Consider the following 16,751-nt stretch of genomic DNA (forward strand, 5'->3'; position numbering starts at 1 on the left):
AATAAATTTATAAATCATTTTAAAAGTTTTACCTCCGCCTCACCATGTGCCTTCTTATTGATAAGATCCATTAAATCCCCCTGAAGACCTGCTGAGATTTCAATGATGCACATGTATTCCCCGGCATTTGACCATTCCTCCTTTAATATGTTACCAAATTTTGATATATCCCCATAGAGTTTTCCATATGCATCACCGGCCAGTTTTATACCAAGTCTAACCTTTTCTATTCTTATTGGTATTAAAACCCTTATGGCCTTTAAAACTGTCTGGACCTGCTCCTCGACGCTTTTAAATGGATCTATTCTAACCTTTGCCTCTTCCATTGCCTCCTCAATTCTTATTGCAGGTATTGGTGTATTTGTTTGTGGATTTATGGCCTCACGAACAATTTCATTGATAACCTGTTTTTTCTTCCTTTCAAGCATTTCCTTTCTCTGCTCTGTTGTAAGCTGTATCTGGCCTCGCCTTACTATTTCTATTGCTATCTGACCTATATCTGTGGTCTTAAAAACTTCCTTTAAAATTTCTTCATTTGACCTATCACCCTTTTTTGCATCCTTAAAAACCTCTGGTATTGCAAGGTCATTTTCTATGTCTATTTTCCCTGACCTAATTTTTCCAGCAGCATCTGGATCGACAAGAATTTCAAATTTATAACCGTGAGATTCAAATCTTGCTATAACTGCATCATCTATACTGACCATAAAACTTAATTATATCTATAAATAAATAATTATAGATTGTTCCATTTTAATTAAAAAAAGTCATAATCATATATTACCATCACAGAGGCATTTTTTTCATGAGATCTTGCCATATTTATTATTTTCTTTGCATACAAAAGGTTATCGGCAAAACATATGGCAAGACCTGCTGATCTGCCCTTAAATGTAAAGAAGATATTATTTTTTAATAAAGGTTCAATAAGATCAAAATTTTCTGAAAAAATTGCGAAAACAGTTATATCAGTTTTAGAGATGTCAATAACAGGTATAACAGAAATTATTGATTTCTTAATTAAATTTTCAATATACTTTTTAATCCTTTTGGCAGGCAGAGCTGTGAGGCAAGATCGTTATATGAGAATCCTTGGATTGCTTTTGAGAGATTCTATAATTGCCAGTTCATTGCCTGAAACTGTGATGTTTATGTTCTGCTCTGGAATGTATTCCATTGCCTTAGGGCCAATTTTTTCTGATGCAGCATCTATACTGGCTCTTAATTCATCCAGTGTTTTTCCCTGAAAGCCGTAAAGTGATATTTCTTCCAGACACAGTATTTTGGCAAATATGCCTGTTTCTATTGTATTTAAACCAGAGAATGCCGCAAATCCACTTTTTATATTATATATCCTCTTATCAACATAAAGGGCAAATTTTTTTATAATGTTATTGGCCTGAAACTTATTTAACCTGTACTGTAAGGATTGCGGGGAAATTCCGAGATTTTTTGAAATTTGCCTCAATGTAGATCTGCCATCTCCCAGAAGGCTTGTCAGTATCCTTTTGTCTATTTCATCCATTTTAACCGGTATCCGTTTTTAATTTAAAATTTTTGGCGAAATAATGATAGAGTAAATTAAATTATAAAGGTTCTATTTATACATGTATTATAAAAATACTTTTAATAAACACTTTTATATCCATAATAAATAGGTATATCATGGAGAAAATTGAGATAAAAAATCCCGGCCAGCATTATGTAAATAATTTCATACTATATGACGCGCTTGGAGGGCCAGTTATAAATGAAAATTTATGGAAGCTCAGGATAGATGGTATTGTTAAAAAACCCATGGAATATACATATAATGAACTTAATTCCATGACAAACATAGAATACATATCTGATTTTAATTGTGTTACAAAATGGTCTGTAAAAGATGTTAAATGGACAGGACCGTCCCTAAGAGACCTTATATTAAAATCAGAACCTGAGGAGGATGCTGAATGGGTCATGTTTATATGTGCCGATGGCTATGATACCCCTGTGCCTTATGACGATGCAATAGATGAAAAAAGCATAATAGCTTTAAAAATGAATGATAAGCCTCTGGCCATCGAGCATGGATTTCCAGCAAGACCGTTTATACCCTCATTATATGGATGGAAGAGTGCCAAATGGCTTACAGAGATAAAAATAATGAGGGATTATGAGGATGGATACTGGGAGTCATATGGTTATCATGAACGTGGTAAAATAGAAGATGAGGAGAGATTTAAGGGATTTGCGTGGAGAAAAATAAAAAGGAAATCAAAGATAGACAGATAAAAATTTTATTAATTTTAGGTTAATTTTACGGTGCAATTGCAGATTATTACTTTAAAATTAACTCTATTGGTGCATGGTCTGACCCCATAACATTTTCCAGTATTAGTGAGTCATTAACATTTTTTATAAAATCTTTTGAGACAACAAAATAGTCTATTCTCCATCCTATATTTTTTTCTCTTGCATTAAATCTATACGACCACCATGAGTAATGATTTGGCTCCTTATGAAAATATCTGTATGTATCTATATATCCATGATTAAGAAATTCCGTCATAAAATCCCTTTCCTGCTGCGTAAATCCAGCATTATTTTGGTTGTCTTTAGGTCGGGCTATATCTATCTCCTCATGCGCTACATTAAAATCACCAGTGATTATAACCCCCTTTTTTGATTTTAAATCATCACAGTATTTTAGAATTTCATGATCGAATTCAATCTTATAATCAAGTCTGGTAAGACCGTGCTGGGAGTTTGGAAAGTATGAATTTATTAGATAATAATCATCGAAATTAAATGTTTGAACCCGACCCTCTGAGTCAAAATCCTTATTTCCGATTCCTGCCACATAGTCTAATGGTTCAGTTTTGGTCAAAGCCATGGTACCGCTGTATCCCTTTTTCTGTGCAGGGTTAATATATACCTTATAATCAAGATGATATATCTCCTCAGGAACAGACATATTATCCACCTTTGTTTCCTGAAAAAGTATTATATCGGGATTTTCCTTTTTTAAAAAATCTATTATACCATTTTTCACAGCAGCCCTTAGGCCATTCACATTCCATGATAAAATTTTCATGATAGTTTAAGCAATATACATATAAAAGTTTATTTTTTAGAGTAATATATAGAAAATAATCTATGATAATACCTTAATAAATATTAGATATAAACTTATAATGAAAAAAAGCATATTAATAATAGGCCTTATTATACTGATCATTAGTCTCGCCATGTATGGCGTGGATATTCATGATAAAAATAACACAACATATACCCTGAAATCATTGGGAAATGGAATTTATGAATCTAAGGAGATAAGCTTTAAATCTTCTGATATTCTCACAGTAAAAAATCCAACGTCAAACTCGGGGCTTATACCTGCATCTGATGCTGGCAAGGTAACAAATATAACAACACTGAATGAATTTAAAATTGGAAGCACCACCAGTTTTGGAATAATAAAAGAATATTCTAAAATACCTTCAGGCAATTACATATTTATAGAAATTACAGGTGGAAAAGTTTTTACAACATACACATTTGGTTCATATTCCTATTTAATAGATATTGCATATTTGGGATATGCCAGTACAGTTGGCATTATTATAGGTGTTTTAACAATTGCTGCTGGGGCCCTGATAGATTCTCCTTTATGGACCAGAAGACATATTAATTAATTTTTTTAAATTTAACTTTAAAGCGTGAAGTCTCCTTTCCTGATGGAGTAGATGAAGGCGTAAAGTTTTATGGTATATTAAATTACATAAAAAAGGTAGGCACGGACTGTACCGAATTTATGCCAGTGTAGCGATGTTTCATACATGATGGGGCAAGCTTTTCAATGGTATCGGGAATCCATATACTTTAACTTTGTGAGGATGTCGCCAAATCTGTGTTAAAAAATAATGCATTTTGATATTAAGCCAAGGCTCTGGATGAAGCATACACAAGTTTTTTAACTTTAATTGAATATAATGTCTGTTTTCGTATATTTTTGCTTTTATCATTTGATTTCCAGCTATCAAATATTATAATATATAAATTACAATGTAACCTATTAACATCTTCCCAGCATATATTGATTGTAGTTTATTCCATTATTCATGAAGTTAGAGGGTATTTACATAGAGTTAATTTCAGTCAGATAAGATATAATTCTACAAATTAATATACCAGAAATAAGATTGGGAATTCTACAATGTTGATGAATTTCTGAAATTACAAAATTGACAAATATTCAATGAAAAATTAACATTTAAAATATTTCATAACCCATAAAAGATGTAGCTTATTTAAATGAATCAAGACCACAGTTAAGATGTTATACCTCAATAAACAATACAGATATATGATTTAAAAAATTTATTATATCATAAATTAAACATGTTATAAGATTAAAAAAATAAATATTTATTTTTATATGAATGGAATCATTATAACTATCAATAATATTAGCATATACATATTGGAAAAACCAAAGGCGCTTCTAAAGTATTTTCTGTCATAATTTCTCATGAAGGGCCTGATTACATAGGCAAGGAGTATAACATCCATTATTACTGCCATGGGGAAGTACAGATAACCAACATGTATGTAACTGATAAAGAAGGGTATAAGAGAATAGGTGATCAGAATAATGGTATTAATCATTATCCAAAATGCGGTTTTTTTAATTCCTACTCTGGCGGGCAACATTGGTATGTTGTTTTCTTTATAATCATCTATGTTATTTACAGATAGATTCCAGAAGTGTGTGGGAGTCCACATAAATACGAGAAACGCTATGAATAGGGATGTTATTGATACAGAGTCTGTTAAGGATGCCCAGCCGGCAAGTGCTGGAAAGCTTCCTGCTATACCACCAATTACTATATTCCATGAGGTGCGTCTTTTTAGGACTATGGTGTAAAGCACGACATAGCTAAGAAAACCACCAAATATAAAGATCATTGTTAGGAAATTAAGAAGAAAATATGAAAGCACCAGGGATATAACAATCATAATGGATGCAAAGAATATCATTCTATTGCGTGTATTTTCATTTACTATCTTTGAGCGCGATCTCGTTCTTTTCATTTTTATATCTATATCTATATCATAAATATTATTGAACAAACTTGCAGACATAGAGGCAAGTGTCCCACTTATTACCAGTATTAATAATAGAAATGGATATTTATTACCACCAGGTACTGCCAGAAATGCTGCTATTGCAACCATGTCTATAAGCATCGTAATTTCAAGCTTGGTAATTTTCATAAAGTTTTTCAGTTTAGACATTTTTAATCACCTGATACACATAACCGTTAAAAATAAAATAAAAAAATAATTTAATCTCCAGCAGATGGTGGTGTTGGAGTTGCACCATATAGTGTTGGCCCGTATGAGTATGTTACGCCATTGTATACAAATGTTTCATTCATTTCACCAGGTTTCTGCTGGCTCTCCCACGTTTTCCACTGGCTGTATGGTAATACAAATGCAGGTCCCCTCATATGAGCATGCCCAAGACCACATAACTCAACGCACTCGAAATGATAAAGGCCTGGTGTTGTAATATTTGTCCATATGTAGTTATAATGCCCAGGGAAGGCATCAACCTTTGTTACATTTATTAGATAGAACGAGTGCATGACATCAACGCTGGTCACATTAAATTGAATTGGTGTGTTAGCAGGCAGTACAGCAAAGTGCCTTGTGGATGAACCATTTGGATATATGAATATCCACTGCCACTGATAACCCACAACGTCTATATCAAGGTAATGATGATTATCGGTTGGAGCACTTGGTGCAGCCCCGGCAACCCTTATACCGTATGCAGGTGGTAAGTCATATACCAGCAGTGATATTAAAACAATCACCACAAAGAGAACGAAGACCTTAAATATTGTTTTATTCCCACGTTCTATGTTTTCTATTCTTCCAGGTCTCATATCCTCATCAGGGTTATAAGGGGCATTTTCGTCAAATTCCTCATGCCTTTTCCAGCTCTTAAGGAACACATAGATATACCAGAAGGCGAATCCTGCACCTATAACTATGCCGGGGATTATATAAGCAAGATATATTGATGTTATTTCTGCCCCGGTAATTGATCCTTTGGGAATGAGCTGGTATGCGTTTGGCAATATATTTAGTATATTAAACATTTTTCACACCTCATTTTATTGTATAGTATGGTACAGTAACATTTGAACTAACTATCACATATACATACATTCCTGCCTCTGCATGGGTGGTTAATCCACACACTATCCAGTAATTACCGGCCTGTGTATCATTCCACCATATTGATTTGGAATGTGCAACATTTCCATACCAAATTGGGAGTATTGAACCAGTACTGTTAATGACCTTCTTCACATGGGCGGATGTATGGGCCCATATAGGTCCTCTCTTCCACTGTGACGGATACGGAAGTTCAATCTTTAATGTATGCGGTTTAACCTCATAATTGGTCATTTTAGCATGTATATCAGCATTTGCTGGTAAGTATATGGTCATTGCACCATAGGATGTACCGTTAAAGTTGTATGGATATGCATCAGGATAACCATTACCCTGCCCCCATGCAGCCAGTGAGAGATTGACCACCTCAACTTTTTTACCATTTACCGTTGTATTATAGTATGGTAAATCTTTATGGTTTACAGGGCCCTGATCTGACATCACTGTATTCATTGGGTGGTATGCAAATGCGGTTATACCCATAGCAGCAATTAATATAATGGCCACAATAAGTGCGGCTACAGCTGCCTTTTGTATTGGCTTCATGAAAACCACCTGCCCATGAACACATTAATAAATAGCCATAGTGAAAACCATATGGCTATTATTATAACAACCAAGGCATATGGATTCTTCCATATGCTGTACTCCTTCCAATCAAAGTCATCATCGGACAGATGCAGTTCCTCATCCGAGATTTCATTTGAATATGTATGTTTTTCAGCAGTAACATTTTCAGCCTTTTGCCCTAATATATTATCATTTTTTATATTTTCAGTCATTTTATATCACCTCATGCTATAAACGCTATGGTTGTGAATACACTTGTAAGGAATACAAATGCCACAAACCACATTAGTATATCTGCGCTTGTAGCCACCCTTCCCCAAAGGAATTTTTTACTCTTGCTGACACTTATGATATACTTTATCATAACGGCTATAACACCTAATGAGAATGTTACGTCCATTAATGATATTAACCAGAACATTGATGTAACCGGATTTGTTCCGGTGGCTGCAAGTGCCAGCACGCTGTTTGCATTCATTGTTTCAAGTGAAATTATTGCTGTGATAAGGTATATTATTGCAAATATTACCCCAATTGTCATATAAGTTGATGATGCTGATGCCTTTTTATTTATTGCACCACGGAGTGCGAAGTATGCGAATAAAGCTGCTATGCCTATTGTTATTATTGATATTACATTATATACTGTTGCCATGGCAGGGAAGAAGAAGGTTGTGGGATCGTTTCCCTCAACATATGGTGAGATGGTCTGCAGTTTTAACCATTCCACGGTTCCATAGAATGTTGCCATCCATATCATATCTCCTGCAAGGAATATAAGCATTCCAAGCCTCATGTTGTTGAATCCCTTTGTAACAGGGTCTTTCTTATACATAGGCGGTACATTTGGAGACCTTAGTTTGTAGTCATCGTACATCCAGCCAATACCTCCCCATGCAAATAAGCCTAAAGCAACTGCCACTATTGCAAAGCCTATGTATGCGAAATAGGATCCAAATGCGTATGGCTTATAGCCCATTAATGCAACAACTGTTCCAAAGAAGGCAAGTGCCACACCACCTGCAATAAGCATGGGTCTTGAGGATAACTCAACCTTACTTGGTTTTATTGGTTTTGTTTCATCCAATAAAAGATCCCTGTTATCTGCGCCACCAACATATGGCTCATAATCAAAGTTATAATATTTTGGAGGTGTTGTGGTAAACCAGACGAATCCAGCCGTGGCCTTATATGGGTTATTTTCTGTAACCCTTTTTCCATATTTAAGTGACCATGCAAAGTTGGCAAACATTATAAGGAATGATAGCCCAAATATGAATGCCCCTATTGTTGATATCTCATTAAATATGGTATATCCAAACCCAGACTGATATGTATATACCCTTCTTGGCAGATCATAAAGGAAGAACATTGGGAAGTAGAGGATATTGACACCGGGATATGCAAACGCCCAATGAAGCCTGCCCAGCTTTTCGCTGTACATTCTTCCTGTGAATTTTGGGAAGTAATAGTAAAGATTGCCCATAAGGGCCATAACAGCAACACCAACCATGAAATAGTGGAAATGGGCCACCACATAATAATCACCATGGACTATTGTATCAATGGCTAATGATGATTGGGTAACCCCTGTAACCCCACCAATCATAAATGATGTTGATGCGGCAAGGGCAAATAATACAGGAGTCTGGAACTTGTGTTTTGCACCCAGTAATGTTGCTATAATTCCAACTATCATCATTCCTGTTGGTATGGATATTGATTCAGTGAATATACTTGTGGCCATTAGCCATGCAAATACTATACCTGTCATGAATGTGTGATGCAGGAAAACCATTACACCATCAACTGATATTGCTCCCATTGCTGCTATCATCCATTTTTTAAGATATGGTGCTTTATGGCCAAGATTTGATAAATAATCAAACATGGCCCCTGTTCCGGGTAAGAGTAATAAATATACCTCAGGGTGCCCAAAGTACCAGAACAGGTTCTCCCACATTAATGCTCCTCCATAGGTGGATATAAATCCGGATAAACCTAAAACGTTGGAAACTACAAGTATAAAGAACAGGGCTGTTATTTCAGGGAATATAAACCAGGATATGGCCGCCACCCAGAATACTGCCCAGACAAATAGCGGCATATTCATCATTCTTAATCCTCTGGCCCTTGCCTTAAATACAGTTGCAATAATTTCTGTTGATGCTATTATGGTACCAAGACCTCTTACCACCACTGCAGCTGCGGCAGTATCAGCTCCCAGATAAGGGGTGAATTTAAATGATGATAAGGGCTGATAAACTGTCCATCCCGTATCAAGGTTACCGCCTGGCATAAAAAAGCCGATCCATAGAAGTATGCCGCTGAAAAGGTAAAGCCAGTACCCAAGTGCGTTTATTCTGGGGTATATCATATCCCTGGAACCTATTGCCAGCGGTATTAAATAAATACCAAAACCAGTCCCAAGTGGCCCAAGGAACCATACAAGCATTGTTAATCCGTGTATTGTGACAAGCTGGTTGTACTGTAATGCATCAAGAAAACGGCCTGAGAAGAGACTGTACTTGACAAGATCATATCTTGGTATTGCCAGCTGAAGTCTCATAAGTAAGGCCAACACACCGCCACCAATAAAGAAAACCAGTGATGTCAGTATGTATAAAATTCCAATCTGTTTATGGTTAGTTGTAAAAATCCAGCCTTTCACAGAATTATAAATCTTGTTGTTATATTCATATTCTGCTTCGCTTGCGCTATCCATGTGTTGTATATTTTTTATCTAATTATAAAATTAATTATAGAATATATTCACGTAATTAGATATTCTTTTATAATTCAAATAAAAAATATGAAATGCTATGTGAAAATATCAAAATAATATGATTTTTTAAATTTAATAATTCTTTTCGTAATATTATATTCAAAAACATATTCTAATAGTTATATTTAGTCTCAATATTCAGCAAAGTATAAATAACATCTTTAAATTAAATTTCAATGGAACCAGATGGCGATAAACCTAAAATAAATAGAAAAATGCTTGTTTTCTTCATTGTTTTTTTAATAGTCATTGTAGCATTATCCATAGATTTTGATCTCCATTACAATCCAACAGAGGAAAATATTAAAATAGACAATTACTGCCAGATTTCCACAAAAAATCTGGTTGGCGGGGGTTCAATAAACGTTTATTTTATCACGTGGAACGGAAGCCCAAATGGAGCATCAAGTTCATGGGCATATTACAGTCTTATTGGTAGTACTAAGAATTACACATATGTTAACTCATCATCATCATATATTTATAATAATACACCAGGTGTAATATTTACAAACTCAGAATATAATTTCACATTAAATGGAAGAATGATTCACTTCATACCAATTTATTTGTATAAAGAAAATTTAACAGGGCAAAACCTAATAAATGAGGGACTTAATGAAATTAAAGCAAAAGTCCCATCAAATGTATATAATGATATAAAAATATACACAACTGAGGTCCTCATATCTGGAACAGATTCTACAAGCGCCAATTTAAGTGCAGGTAATGGCATACCAGCACATATAAACACTGTTAGCATTATAACTGGACCTGGAGGAGCATATATATTCAATGGTGCACTAATATCACCAAGTGCACTTAGTAATGAAACTCCAGAAAAGGTAATGCAGAATATTAAAGACCCAACAATAACACAGGCAGTTGCTGGTTTAAAAAATTATATTGAAAAGGTAGAATAAACTTATGCATTATTTTTATTTTTAAATTTCAGTACCAGAAGGGCAACAACAAATGCAATACCAACTGCCAGTAGAAAGTAATCCACATCATAGCTTAATGCATAAAATCCTCCTATAACAGATGATGCACCAAGAACAGTTTTAAGATTTTTCCCGGCATTTACACCATTTTGTGAACTTTTTTTAAATATTTTTAATCCTACCATAATTAACAATATTTTTAAATTATATATAAATTTTATGATTATTTATTGTTAAATAACCAAAATTTGAGATAAAATATAAAATTATAAGGTGAATTTGACAAAATGATTACGTTAATGTTAAATAAAAAAATAAGTTAACGCCTTAACACAAAATATTTTACGAATATTGTTGCCCCTATTGCGACCAATGTTACTGTACCCATAATTATTGGTATAAATAACGGACCGTTAGGATTATAGGCAGCTGGCTGTAAACCACTCACAAGCATTGTTAAATTTTTTAGTATTAAGCCTGATATCATGATTCAATTATGATTTTTTTGAATAAATATGTTATTAAAGAATATATTCTATAAATCGAAATAAATTATTACCAGTTGTATTTATATAATTTTAAATATTTTTTTCATATAAAAAGTAAGTAATATGTAATAAAATAAATTATTTGGACTTTATTTATTCTAATTCATAAATATATTTGCGTTAATCAAATATATTTATCACAAATGTATCATCTTTAATTTATAATCTGGATTAAATTTATATAGCAAAAAAAATTTTAGTATTGGGGATAAAAATGGTAAGAACAATAACATTGTTGATGACCGGAATATTGCTAATAATAGCCGGCTTTGGTACCTTCATCCAGGGTTATCTGAATACTGTACCATATCCATTATATGTGGAAATAGTGGGTGCCGGACTGTTCATTATAGGCCTTGCATTTACAGCCATAGGATTTTCTGAGTATGGACTAAATGACAGGATAAAATTTAAATGATTTTTTAATCTTCTGAAAAGTTTTTTGATTTTTTCTTGGAATTTTTTAGGTAATAGTTTTTTGGTACAGAATACTGGTAAAGTGTATCTATTGTGCTTAACCACATAAAAGGCAATGCCGTTGCCCATAAAATTGCTGAAAATATAATTTGTTGCTCTATTCCATATAATGGGTATAAAGTGGTATTTTCTATTAATGCAATGTAAAAAATTATTAGGGCAGTCATGCTGAACATCATTGCATTGTATTCAACATATGCACGCTTTAATGTATCAATATTTGAATAGATAAGGTAAACTATGAAACCTGAGACAAATGCCATAAGGTTCATTAAGAGGAATATATTATAATATGTATATGCCAGGGCTGTAAAATACGGTATAAACCAGATAAACATAATTATGCTTGAAAAAATTATTAGTGAAATTATTAGATATTTACTTTGTATTCTGGGCTGGACACCTATTTTTGTTAGGACATACATAAAAAATATACCGGCAACAAACATAAGTATGTTTATTCCGAAGAAGAATATTAATGATAATAATTCCAGTTTAAAATAAATTCCAAAAATTTCAGCAATTGGAGTAATTAATATAAAAAATATTGCCATAACTGGAAATATATTGCTATTCCTGATATTTTTTATCTGTGATACAATTTTTATCTGAGTTTTCCTGTTTAGAAATACTGTAAGCATAAAATTACTCAATAAAAGCAGGACAATGCTTTCACTTAGTAGTGTGGTGCTAACTGCTGTGGCTAGTGCAGCCGCTATTGTTGGTAAGGTTGCTGTTAACCCCTCACACTGGCAGCTTAATGCAGATATACCGCCGGTTAATGTTGGGCTTATCATGTTTTTTGCAACGGAGTTGTTTCTAACTATTTTAAATATCATGTAATAATTTTCAGTAAGCAGCGCGGCAAGTATAATATAAAGAACTATTGATTGAATTGAAGTGGTGAAATAAAGATAATTTATTCTCATTATAATTCCATAATAAAAGAAGTATGGTACTTTTTCAATTGGAAAATCTGCATATATTGAATCAACAACTATTTTTGTTGGTTCCACTGGTGTTGATATAACAAGAAACTTTGATATGAATAGCATTGCGATTAAAATGGATATAAATCCGGCACCACGGTAAAATAAACTTCTTTTTTTATTAAAATATAATTCTTCAATAATATCAGCGTAAAATGCTATTATAAGGAATATTATTATTTCATACATTATATATACAATATAAGTCGCCAGTAGCACAATGAATGTTACAAGGCCAATAAATAAAAAATATAAATAAATTCTATCAATAATAGAATTCTTTCTAAAAAATACCAGTAATGGCAGGGCCACGTAAGGAATTATAAAAAATAAAAACTGATAGATTGATGGGTAATATATATTACTGAAAATTACAAAAACATTGGTATAAAATGAATAAAAGAAAAGATAAGCTGTAAAAATTGAAATCAATAGACTCTCGACTACCTCCCTCTTCATAAAATCACATATGTATAATTTTCAATAAACTTATTTATAGAAACTATTCTATAAATAATTAATAATATCATCTTTAAATCTTTGATATATGAATTCCCTGACATTTACATTGGGAATCATAACCATTGTGGTTATGGTTGCCTATGTGTCAGCTGTATTTGCGTATGTATTAAAAAATAAATTTACAATATCATTTTTAAAACTGGCCTCAATAGGCATATTTACCGCAATGATGGCCAGCATGCTCAACGCATTAACCTTTTATATAACAACCACAAGAAGCTTATTGAACACTGCCACCGCCTTCGTTATAGGCATGGCATTAATGACCCAGCCGCTTGTTGCCACATTTATAGGTGTTATCCATGGGGGATTATCCAGAAAGGGGCTTACAAGGGCCATTGGCGTTTCCTTTACAGGTCTAATTATATGGAATGAGGTTTCTATGGGTATTTTTCTGTATTACCTGTTTAATCCAATAATAATACATTTTGATTATTACCATATATTTTATTCTCTTTCATTTGTTTATGCGTTAAGCTATGGAATTAACACAATATATTTTCTGGTCCCAATGACTGTTGAAATGGCAGTGCTTTATTTTGTTTACAAGCCCAAGGGTATGCACAAATATGCGGCAATATCAATATTCACCATGGATTTAGTTTCCCCCACCATACTTGGTAATAACGATTTTGTTTTTATTGGCGGTGTTCTGGAAATGGCCATAATGATAATATTTATGGTAATTTTTCTTGAGTATATTGCATCGCACAGGCTTCTAATGCCAAAAAAAGATGCATACCATATAAAAATGATTTTTATTGATTACCTTTTTATGGGCATAGGAACATTTTTGGGAACAATAATGTTAAAACCCTTTGGGCTGGTATGGATATTTTATGCCATGGGTATAATATTTGGAATGTGGTATTATTATCACAGCATGTTCCTTGAAAATATTAATAAGGCACTGCCTGAAAATAAGGAAAAAATTCCAAGAAAGGTTAGGGCTGCCAAACCCAGAAATTTAATATTCTTTGTGCTTCTTTCATCATTTATAATAGAATTTTTGATGGCCGCATCAATGGATTTTGCCACATATGATTATGTTCCATTTTACAGATTCATAGATACCGTGCCGGTATATAGTGGTGTTTCTGTTACCAGCGTTTATGTACACATAGTATTAAGGGAATTTATATCACCGTTTGTGCCTGCCACAACTGGCGTTTCCAACTTTCTTGTATTATATGATATGGCGGGAGGCGTTTATAAATTCACACCAGTATCAATATTTATTGAAATTTTTTATATTATTGGTTATATAACTGAATCTCCACCATTTTTAATAATTATGGGTCTTGAAATGGGGGCACTTGTTATATCCAGAATTAGGAAACTTGCAGACCGGGGAAAAAAGATCAACCTTGCATTTGCCCTTACTGCGTTTGCAATATACACAGTTGCCGGGCCAAACTTTTTAAATCCGATATGGTACAATAAATTACCATTATGGTTAAGCACAGGTTACGAGGCTGCACTATATCCCTATCTTGTTTTACCATTAATTGGATCATATGTGCTTTATGCCTTTCTGGCACTTCTCTTTGGGAGAAGATCATACTGTTCGACACTATGCCCTGCAGCAGTAATGTATGGTGGTTCACTTGGACAGGCCATGGTTAAGTATAATTATGAATCAAAATTAAGTAAAAAGGAGTCTGGTAAATACTTCAGCAATACTGTTCTATCAATAGCCTCCATGTCATGGATTCTGGCAATACTTGCGTCATTGTTTTCATACTATTACACAAGTACTGGAAGATTGTTTTTTAGCATTTATGGAATAGACCCCTCAGTATTTTATTCCTATTTTATGTGGGATATACTATGGTACATATTCTTTATATCCATACCATTCACCGGCATGAGTCCGTGCAGAAAATATGGCTGGTGCTCCACAGGAACACTTGCGGGTGTATTTAGCGTTCTTGGATTTTTTAAGCTTAAGGTAAAAGATAAAAATATTTGCAAGAACTGCACAACAAGGGACTGTGCAAGCTCATGCGAGGTGGGCCTGTCAACAATGCCAGATGATTTTATTGAAAATGGATATTTTAAAAGTGTAAAATGTGTTGGTGCAGGTGACTGCATCAGGGCATGCCCATACAATAACATATATTTTTATGATGTCAGGAATTTTGTAAGGGAAAAACTGAAAATTGCAAATAAACATGAAAGCAGCTCAGGTGCCATGAGTGAGATGAAACAGCAAAACATTATAACAAAAAAATAAATTAGGGTGTTAAAATGAATGAAATATTATATTATTATTTTATATTTCAGGTAATACTTGCCTTTGGAATAGTAATTGTTGGAGGTACTGTGGAGGGCTATGGTTATGGTTTATCACTTGGAACCAACTGGCCATATACAAGGGATATGCCGGTTAAGGCCAAGGCCGGTGATCCTGAGGTGTGGCACAGGATACTGGCCACACTGCTCGGAATAAATGCGGTTATTATGGTTATACTTGTTCCAAGGGCACTGGAAATAACAGGATTAATACTGGTAATTATAACAGCACTGCTTGGTATGGCAACACTTTACACCCTTGCAGGTAAGGCACCGGCATTGGTTCAGGGCCTTCATGACATACTTGCATATTCCACTGGAATTACATACCTATTAATAGTTACAGGCCTTTATGGCAATGAACTTCAGTTAATTGAGCATAACATACCCTTATACTTCTTCTTCTTTGTTATATTCATGGGCGGGATGACAACCGGCCAGCGTGGATATCAGAGACCCATAGGCTATTTCAGATTTCCAAAAACCAAATCACAGTGGATATGGAGCATTCATGGTATTGCCGTGTTACTTTTCCTGTTTTCGCTTTCATTCTTTTATTACAGGTACAGCATCGCGTTAATTATAATAGCAGTACAGATTATAGTGGGAATTATTGTATTTGTCTCTGTGAACAAATCAGCATCAAGACCCGGAGCAATTGTACCCATTCATCAGCTATTTACAATATTTATTCTAATGTCAATAATATTTCAGCTAACACTATTTTAAAAAAATTATTTTAAATTTTCATTTATTAACTGCCTTAAAGACCTTCTTAGCATCAAATTAAGTGTTGTCTGTGGTATGTGGAGTTCCTCTGAAAGCTTATCAAGGCCGATTCTTTTGGGAACATCGAAGTATCCCATTTCATATGCCTGCTTTAGTACATAGAGGCTTTTTGTATCTGATTTTCTACCCCTGTGTATTTTTACATCAACGTCCTCTATTTTATATTTCTCCCTTAGTATTTCCGCAATTTTGTCAACCTTGGCACAGTTATCCACCTCAACCTTCCAGTGAGTGTTGCCCTTATAGTCTATTCTTTCTATAAGCGGATTTTTCTTATTTTTTACAAGCGATGATTTTAGGACATCAATAATGGGGCATGAGGCGGTTACAGTTACCCTGAATGTTACAGTATTTTTTGTCCTGTCCAGTATATCTATGTGCTCAAAATCATTGTAATTTTTTAAAAAATCTGCTGTTTTATTTATTATTTCCGGTGATTCTGAATATATTGATACCGTTTCCATGAGCTGATCAGTGTCCCAGCTCCTGCTAATTAACCTCATTTTAATATGATAGTTCTGTATTAAATTTGATGCAAAGCATCTGTCATATTTAAAAATATATGTGACGTCCATTGCTCTCTATTAACAAATACTTAATA

The 16,751-nt window shown here is 33.8% G+C and carries 18 protein-coding genes; 6 read left to right on the forward strand and 12 right to left on the reverse strand.

From position 1 onward, the window contains the following. Nucleotides 1-14: 14 nt before the first annotated feature. Both QXW15_RS06325 and QXW15_RS06330 read right to left on the reverse strand, forming a co-directional pair. Complete coding sequence (locus QXW15_RS06325; RefSeq protein ID WP_048101939.1) at nucleotides 15-707, reverse strand: ribosome assembly factor SBDS; 693 nt, start codon at nucleotides 705-707, stop codon at nucleotides 15-17. A 371-nt stretch (nucleotides 708-1,078) separates the two neighbouring features. Continuing rightward, nucleotides 1,079-1,525: an Lrp/AsnC family transcriptional regulator gene (locus tag QXW15_RS06330; protein WP_048101940.1), complete on the reverse strand. Its 447-nt coding sequence runs from the start codon at nucleotides 1,523-1,525 to the stop codon at nucleotides 1,079-1,081. Between the two features lie 140 nt (nucleotides 1,526-1,665). On the opposite strand from QXW15_RS06330, the gene QXW15_RS06335 reads away from it, so the two are divergent. Then, nucleotides 1,666-2,274, forward strand: coding sequence for a sulfite oxidase-like oxidoreductase (locus tag QXW15_RS06335; protein WP_048101941.1), 609 nt, complete (start codon nucleotides 1,666-1,668; stop codon nucleotides 2,272-2,274). 46 nt (nucleotides 2,275-2,320) lie between these two features. On the opposite strand, the gene QXW15_RS06340 is transcribed toward QXW15_RS06335, so the two are convergent. Next, a complete protein-coding gene (locus QXW15_RS06340; RefSeq protein WP_048101942.1) occupies nucleotides 2,321-3,076 on the reverse strand; it encodes an exodeoxyribonuclease III in 756 nt (251 codons plus the stop codon). Nucleotides 3,077-3,176: 100 nt separating this feature from the next. Between QXW15_RS06340 and QXW15_RS06345 the strand changes: the two genes are divergently transcribed. Then, entirely contained in the window at nucleotides 3,177-3,677 is a 501-nt protein-coding gene (locus QXW15_RS06345) for a hypothetical protein (protein WP_048101943.1), read from the forward strand. Nucleotides 3,678-4,416: 739 nt separating this feature from the next. Here the strand turns inward: QXW15_RS06345 and cyoE are convergent. From cyoE to QXW15_RS06370, 5 genes are read right to left on the reverse strand one after another with little or no spacing between them, the layout of a single operon-like run. Continuing rightward, nucleotides 4,417-5,280, reverse strand: coding sequence for a heme o synthase (cyoE, locus tag QXW15_RS06350; protein WP_048101945.1), 864 nt, complete (start codon nucleotides 5,278-5,280; stop codon nucleotides 4,417-4,419). Nucleotides 5,281-5,330: 50 nt separating this feature from the next. Next, nucleotides 5,331-6,152, reverse strand: a complete 822-nt coding sequence (locus QXW15_RS06355; protein ID WP_048101946.1) for a cytochrome-c oxidase — start codon at nucleotides 6,150-6,152, stop codon at nucleotides 5,331-5,333. Between the two features lie 10 nt (nucleotides 6,153-6,162). Continuing rightward, a complete protein-coding gene (locus QXW15_RS06360; RefSeq protein WP_048101947.1) occupies nucleotides 6,163-6,777 on the reverse strand; it encodes a sulfocyanin in 615 nt (204 codons plus the stop codon). Continuing rightward, the gene (locus QXW15_RS06365) at nucleotides 6,774-7,013 is read right to left on the reverse strand and encodes a hypothetical protein (protein ID WP_048101948.1); all 240 of its coding nucleotides are present in this window, start codon (nucleotides 7,011-7,013) and stop codon (nucleotides 6,774-6,776) included. Before QXW15_RS06365 ends, QXW15_RS06360 begins: the two co-directional genes overlap by 4 nt. A gap of 11 nt (nucleotides 7,014-7,024) precedes the next feature. Continuing rightward, a complete protein-coding gene (locus tag QXW15_RS06370) occupies nucleotides 7,025-9,526 on the reverse strand; it encodes a cbb3-type cytochrome c oxidase subunit I (protein ID WP_048101949.1) in 2,502 nt (833 codons plus the stop codon). A gap of 236 nt (nucleotides 9,527-9,762) precedes the next feature. On the opposite strand from QXW15_RS06370, the gene QXW15_RS06375 reads away from it, so the two are divergent. Beyond that, nucleotides 9,763-10,509, forward strand: a complete 747-nt coding sequence (locus tag QXW15_RS06375) for a DUF929 family protein (protein WP_048101950.1) — start codon at nucleotides 9,763-9,765, stop codon at nucleotides 10,507-10,509. A gap of 2 nt (nucleotides 10,510-10,511) precedes the next feature. On the opposite strand, the gene QXW15_RS06380 is transcribed toward QXW15_RS06375, so the two are convergent. Then, nucleotides 10,512-10,715 (reverse strand): hypothetical protein, encoded by a 204-nt coding sequence (locus tag QXW15_RS06380; protein WP_048101951.1) that lies wholly within the window; start codon nucleotides 10,713-10,715, stop codon nucleotides 10,512-10,514. Between the two features lie 134 nt (nucleotides 10,716-10,849). Then, nucleotides 10,850-11,017, reverse strand: a complete 168-nt coding sequence (locus tag QXW15_RS06385; RefSeq protein WP_156150330.1) for a hypothetical protein — start codon at nucleotides 11,015-11,017, stop codon at nucleotides 10,850-10,852. Nucleotides 11,018-11,292: 275 nt separating this feature from the next. Here QXW15_RS06385 and QXW15_RS06390 point away from each other — a divergent pair, with 275 nt between their 5' ends. Further along, nucleotides 11,293-11,496 carry a hypothetical protein gene (locus QXW15_RS06390; RefSeq protein WP_048101952.1) on the forward strand — a complete coding sequence of 68 codons (204 nt, stop codon included), beginning with the start codon at nucleotides 11,293-11,295 and terminating at the stop codon, nucleotides 11,494-11,496. 4 nt (nucleotides 11,497-11,500) lie between these two features. Here the strand turns inward: QXW15_RS06390 and QXW15_RS06395 are convergent, their stop codons facing one another. After that, nucleotides 11,501-13,003 (reverse strand): hypothetical protein, encoded by a 1,503-nt coding sequence (locus tag QXW15_RS06395; protein ID WP_048101953.1) that lies wholly within the window; start codon nucleotides 13,001-13,003, stop codon nucleotides 11,501-11,503. Between the two features lie 88 nt (nucleotides 13,004-13,091). Between QXW15_RS06395 and QXW15_RS06400 the strand changes: the two genes are divergently transcribed. Together QXW15_RS06400 and QXW15_RS06405 are read left to right on the forward strand one after the other, a co-directional pair. After that, nucleotides 13,092-15,302 carry a 4Fe-4S binding protein gene (locus QXW15_RS06400; RefSeq protein ID WP_342790188.1) on the forward strand — a complete coding sequence of 737 codons (2,211 nt, stop codon included), beginning with the start codon at nucleotides 13,092-13,094 and terminating at the stop codon, nucleotides 15,300-15,302. A 14-nt stretch (nucleotides 15,303-15,316) separates the two neighbouring features. Next, on the forward strand, nucleotides 15,317-16,090 hold the full coding sequence (locus tag QXW15_RS06405) for a hypothetical protein (RefSeq protein ID WP_048101955.1): 774 nt from the start codon (nucleotides 15,317-15,319) through the stop codon (nucleotides 16,088-16,090). 5 nt (nucleotides 16,091-16,095) lie between these two features. Here QXW15_RS06405 and QXW15_RS06410 read toward each other — a convergent pair whose 3' ends face one another. Further along, nucleotides 16,096-16,725, reverse strand: a complete 630-nt coding sequence (locus QXW15_RS06410; protein ID WP_048101956.1) for a helix-turn-helix domain-containing protein — start codon at nucleotides 16,723-16,725, stop codon at nucleotides 16,096-16,098. Nucleotides 16,726-16,751: the final 26 nt, after the last annotated feature.

This window comes from Acidiplasma sp. (assembly GCF_038728925.1).
GTDB lineage: Archaea > Thermoplasmatota > Thermoplasmata > Thermoplasmatales > Thermoplasmataceae > Acidiplasma > Acidiplasma aeolicum.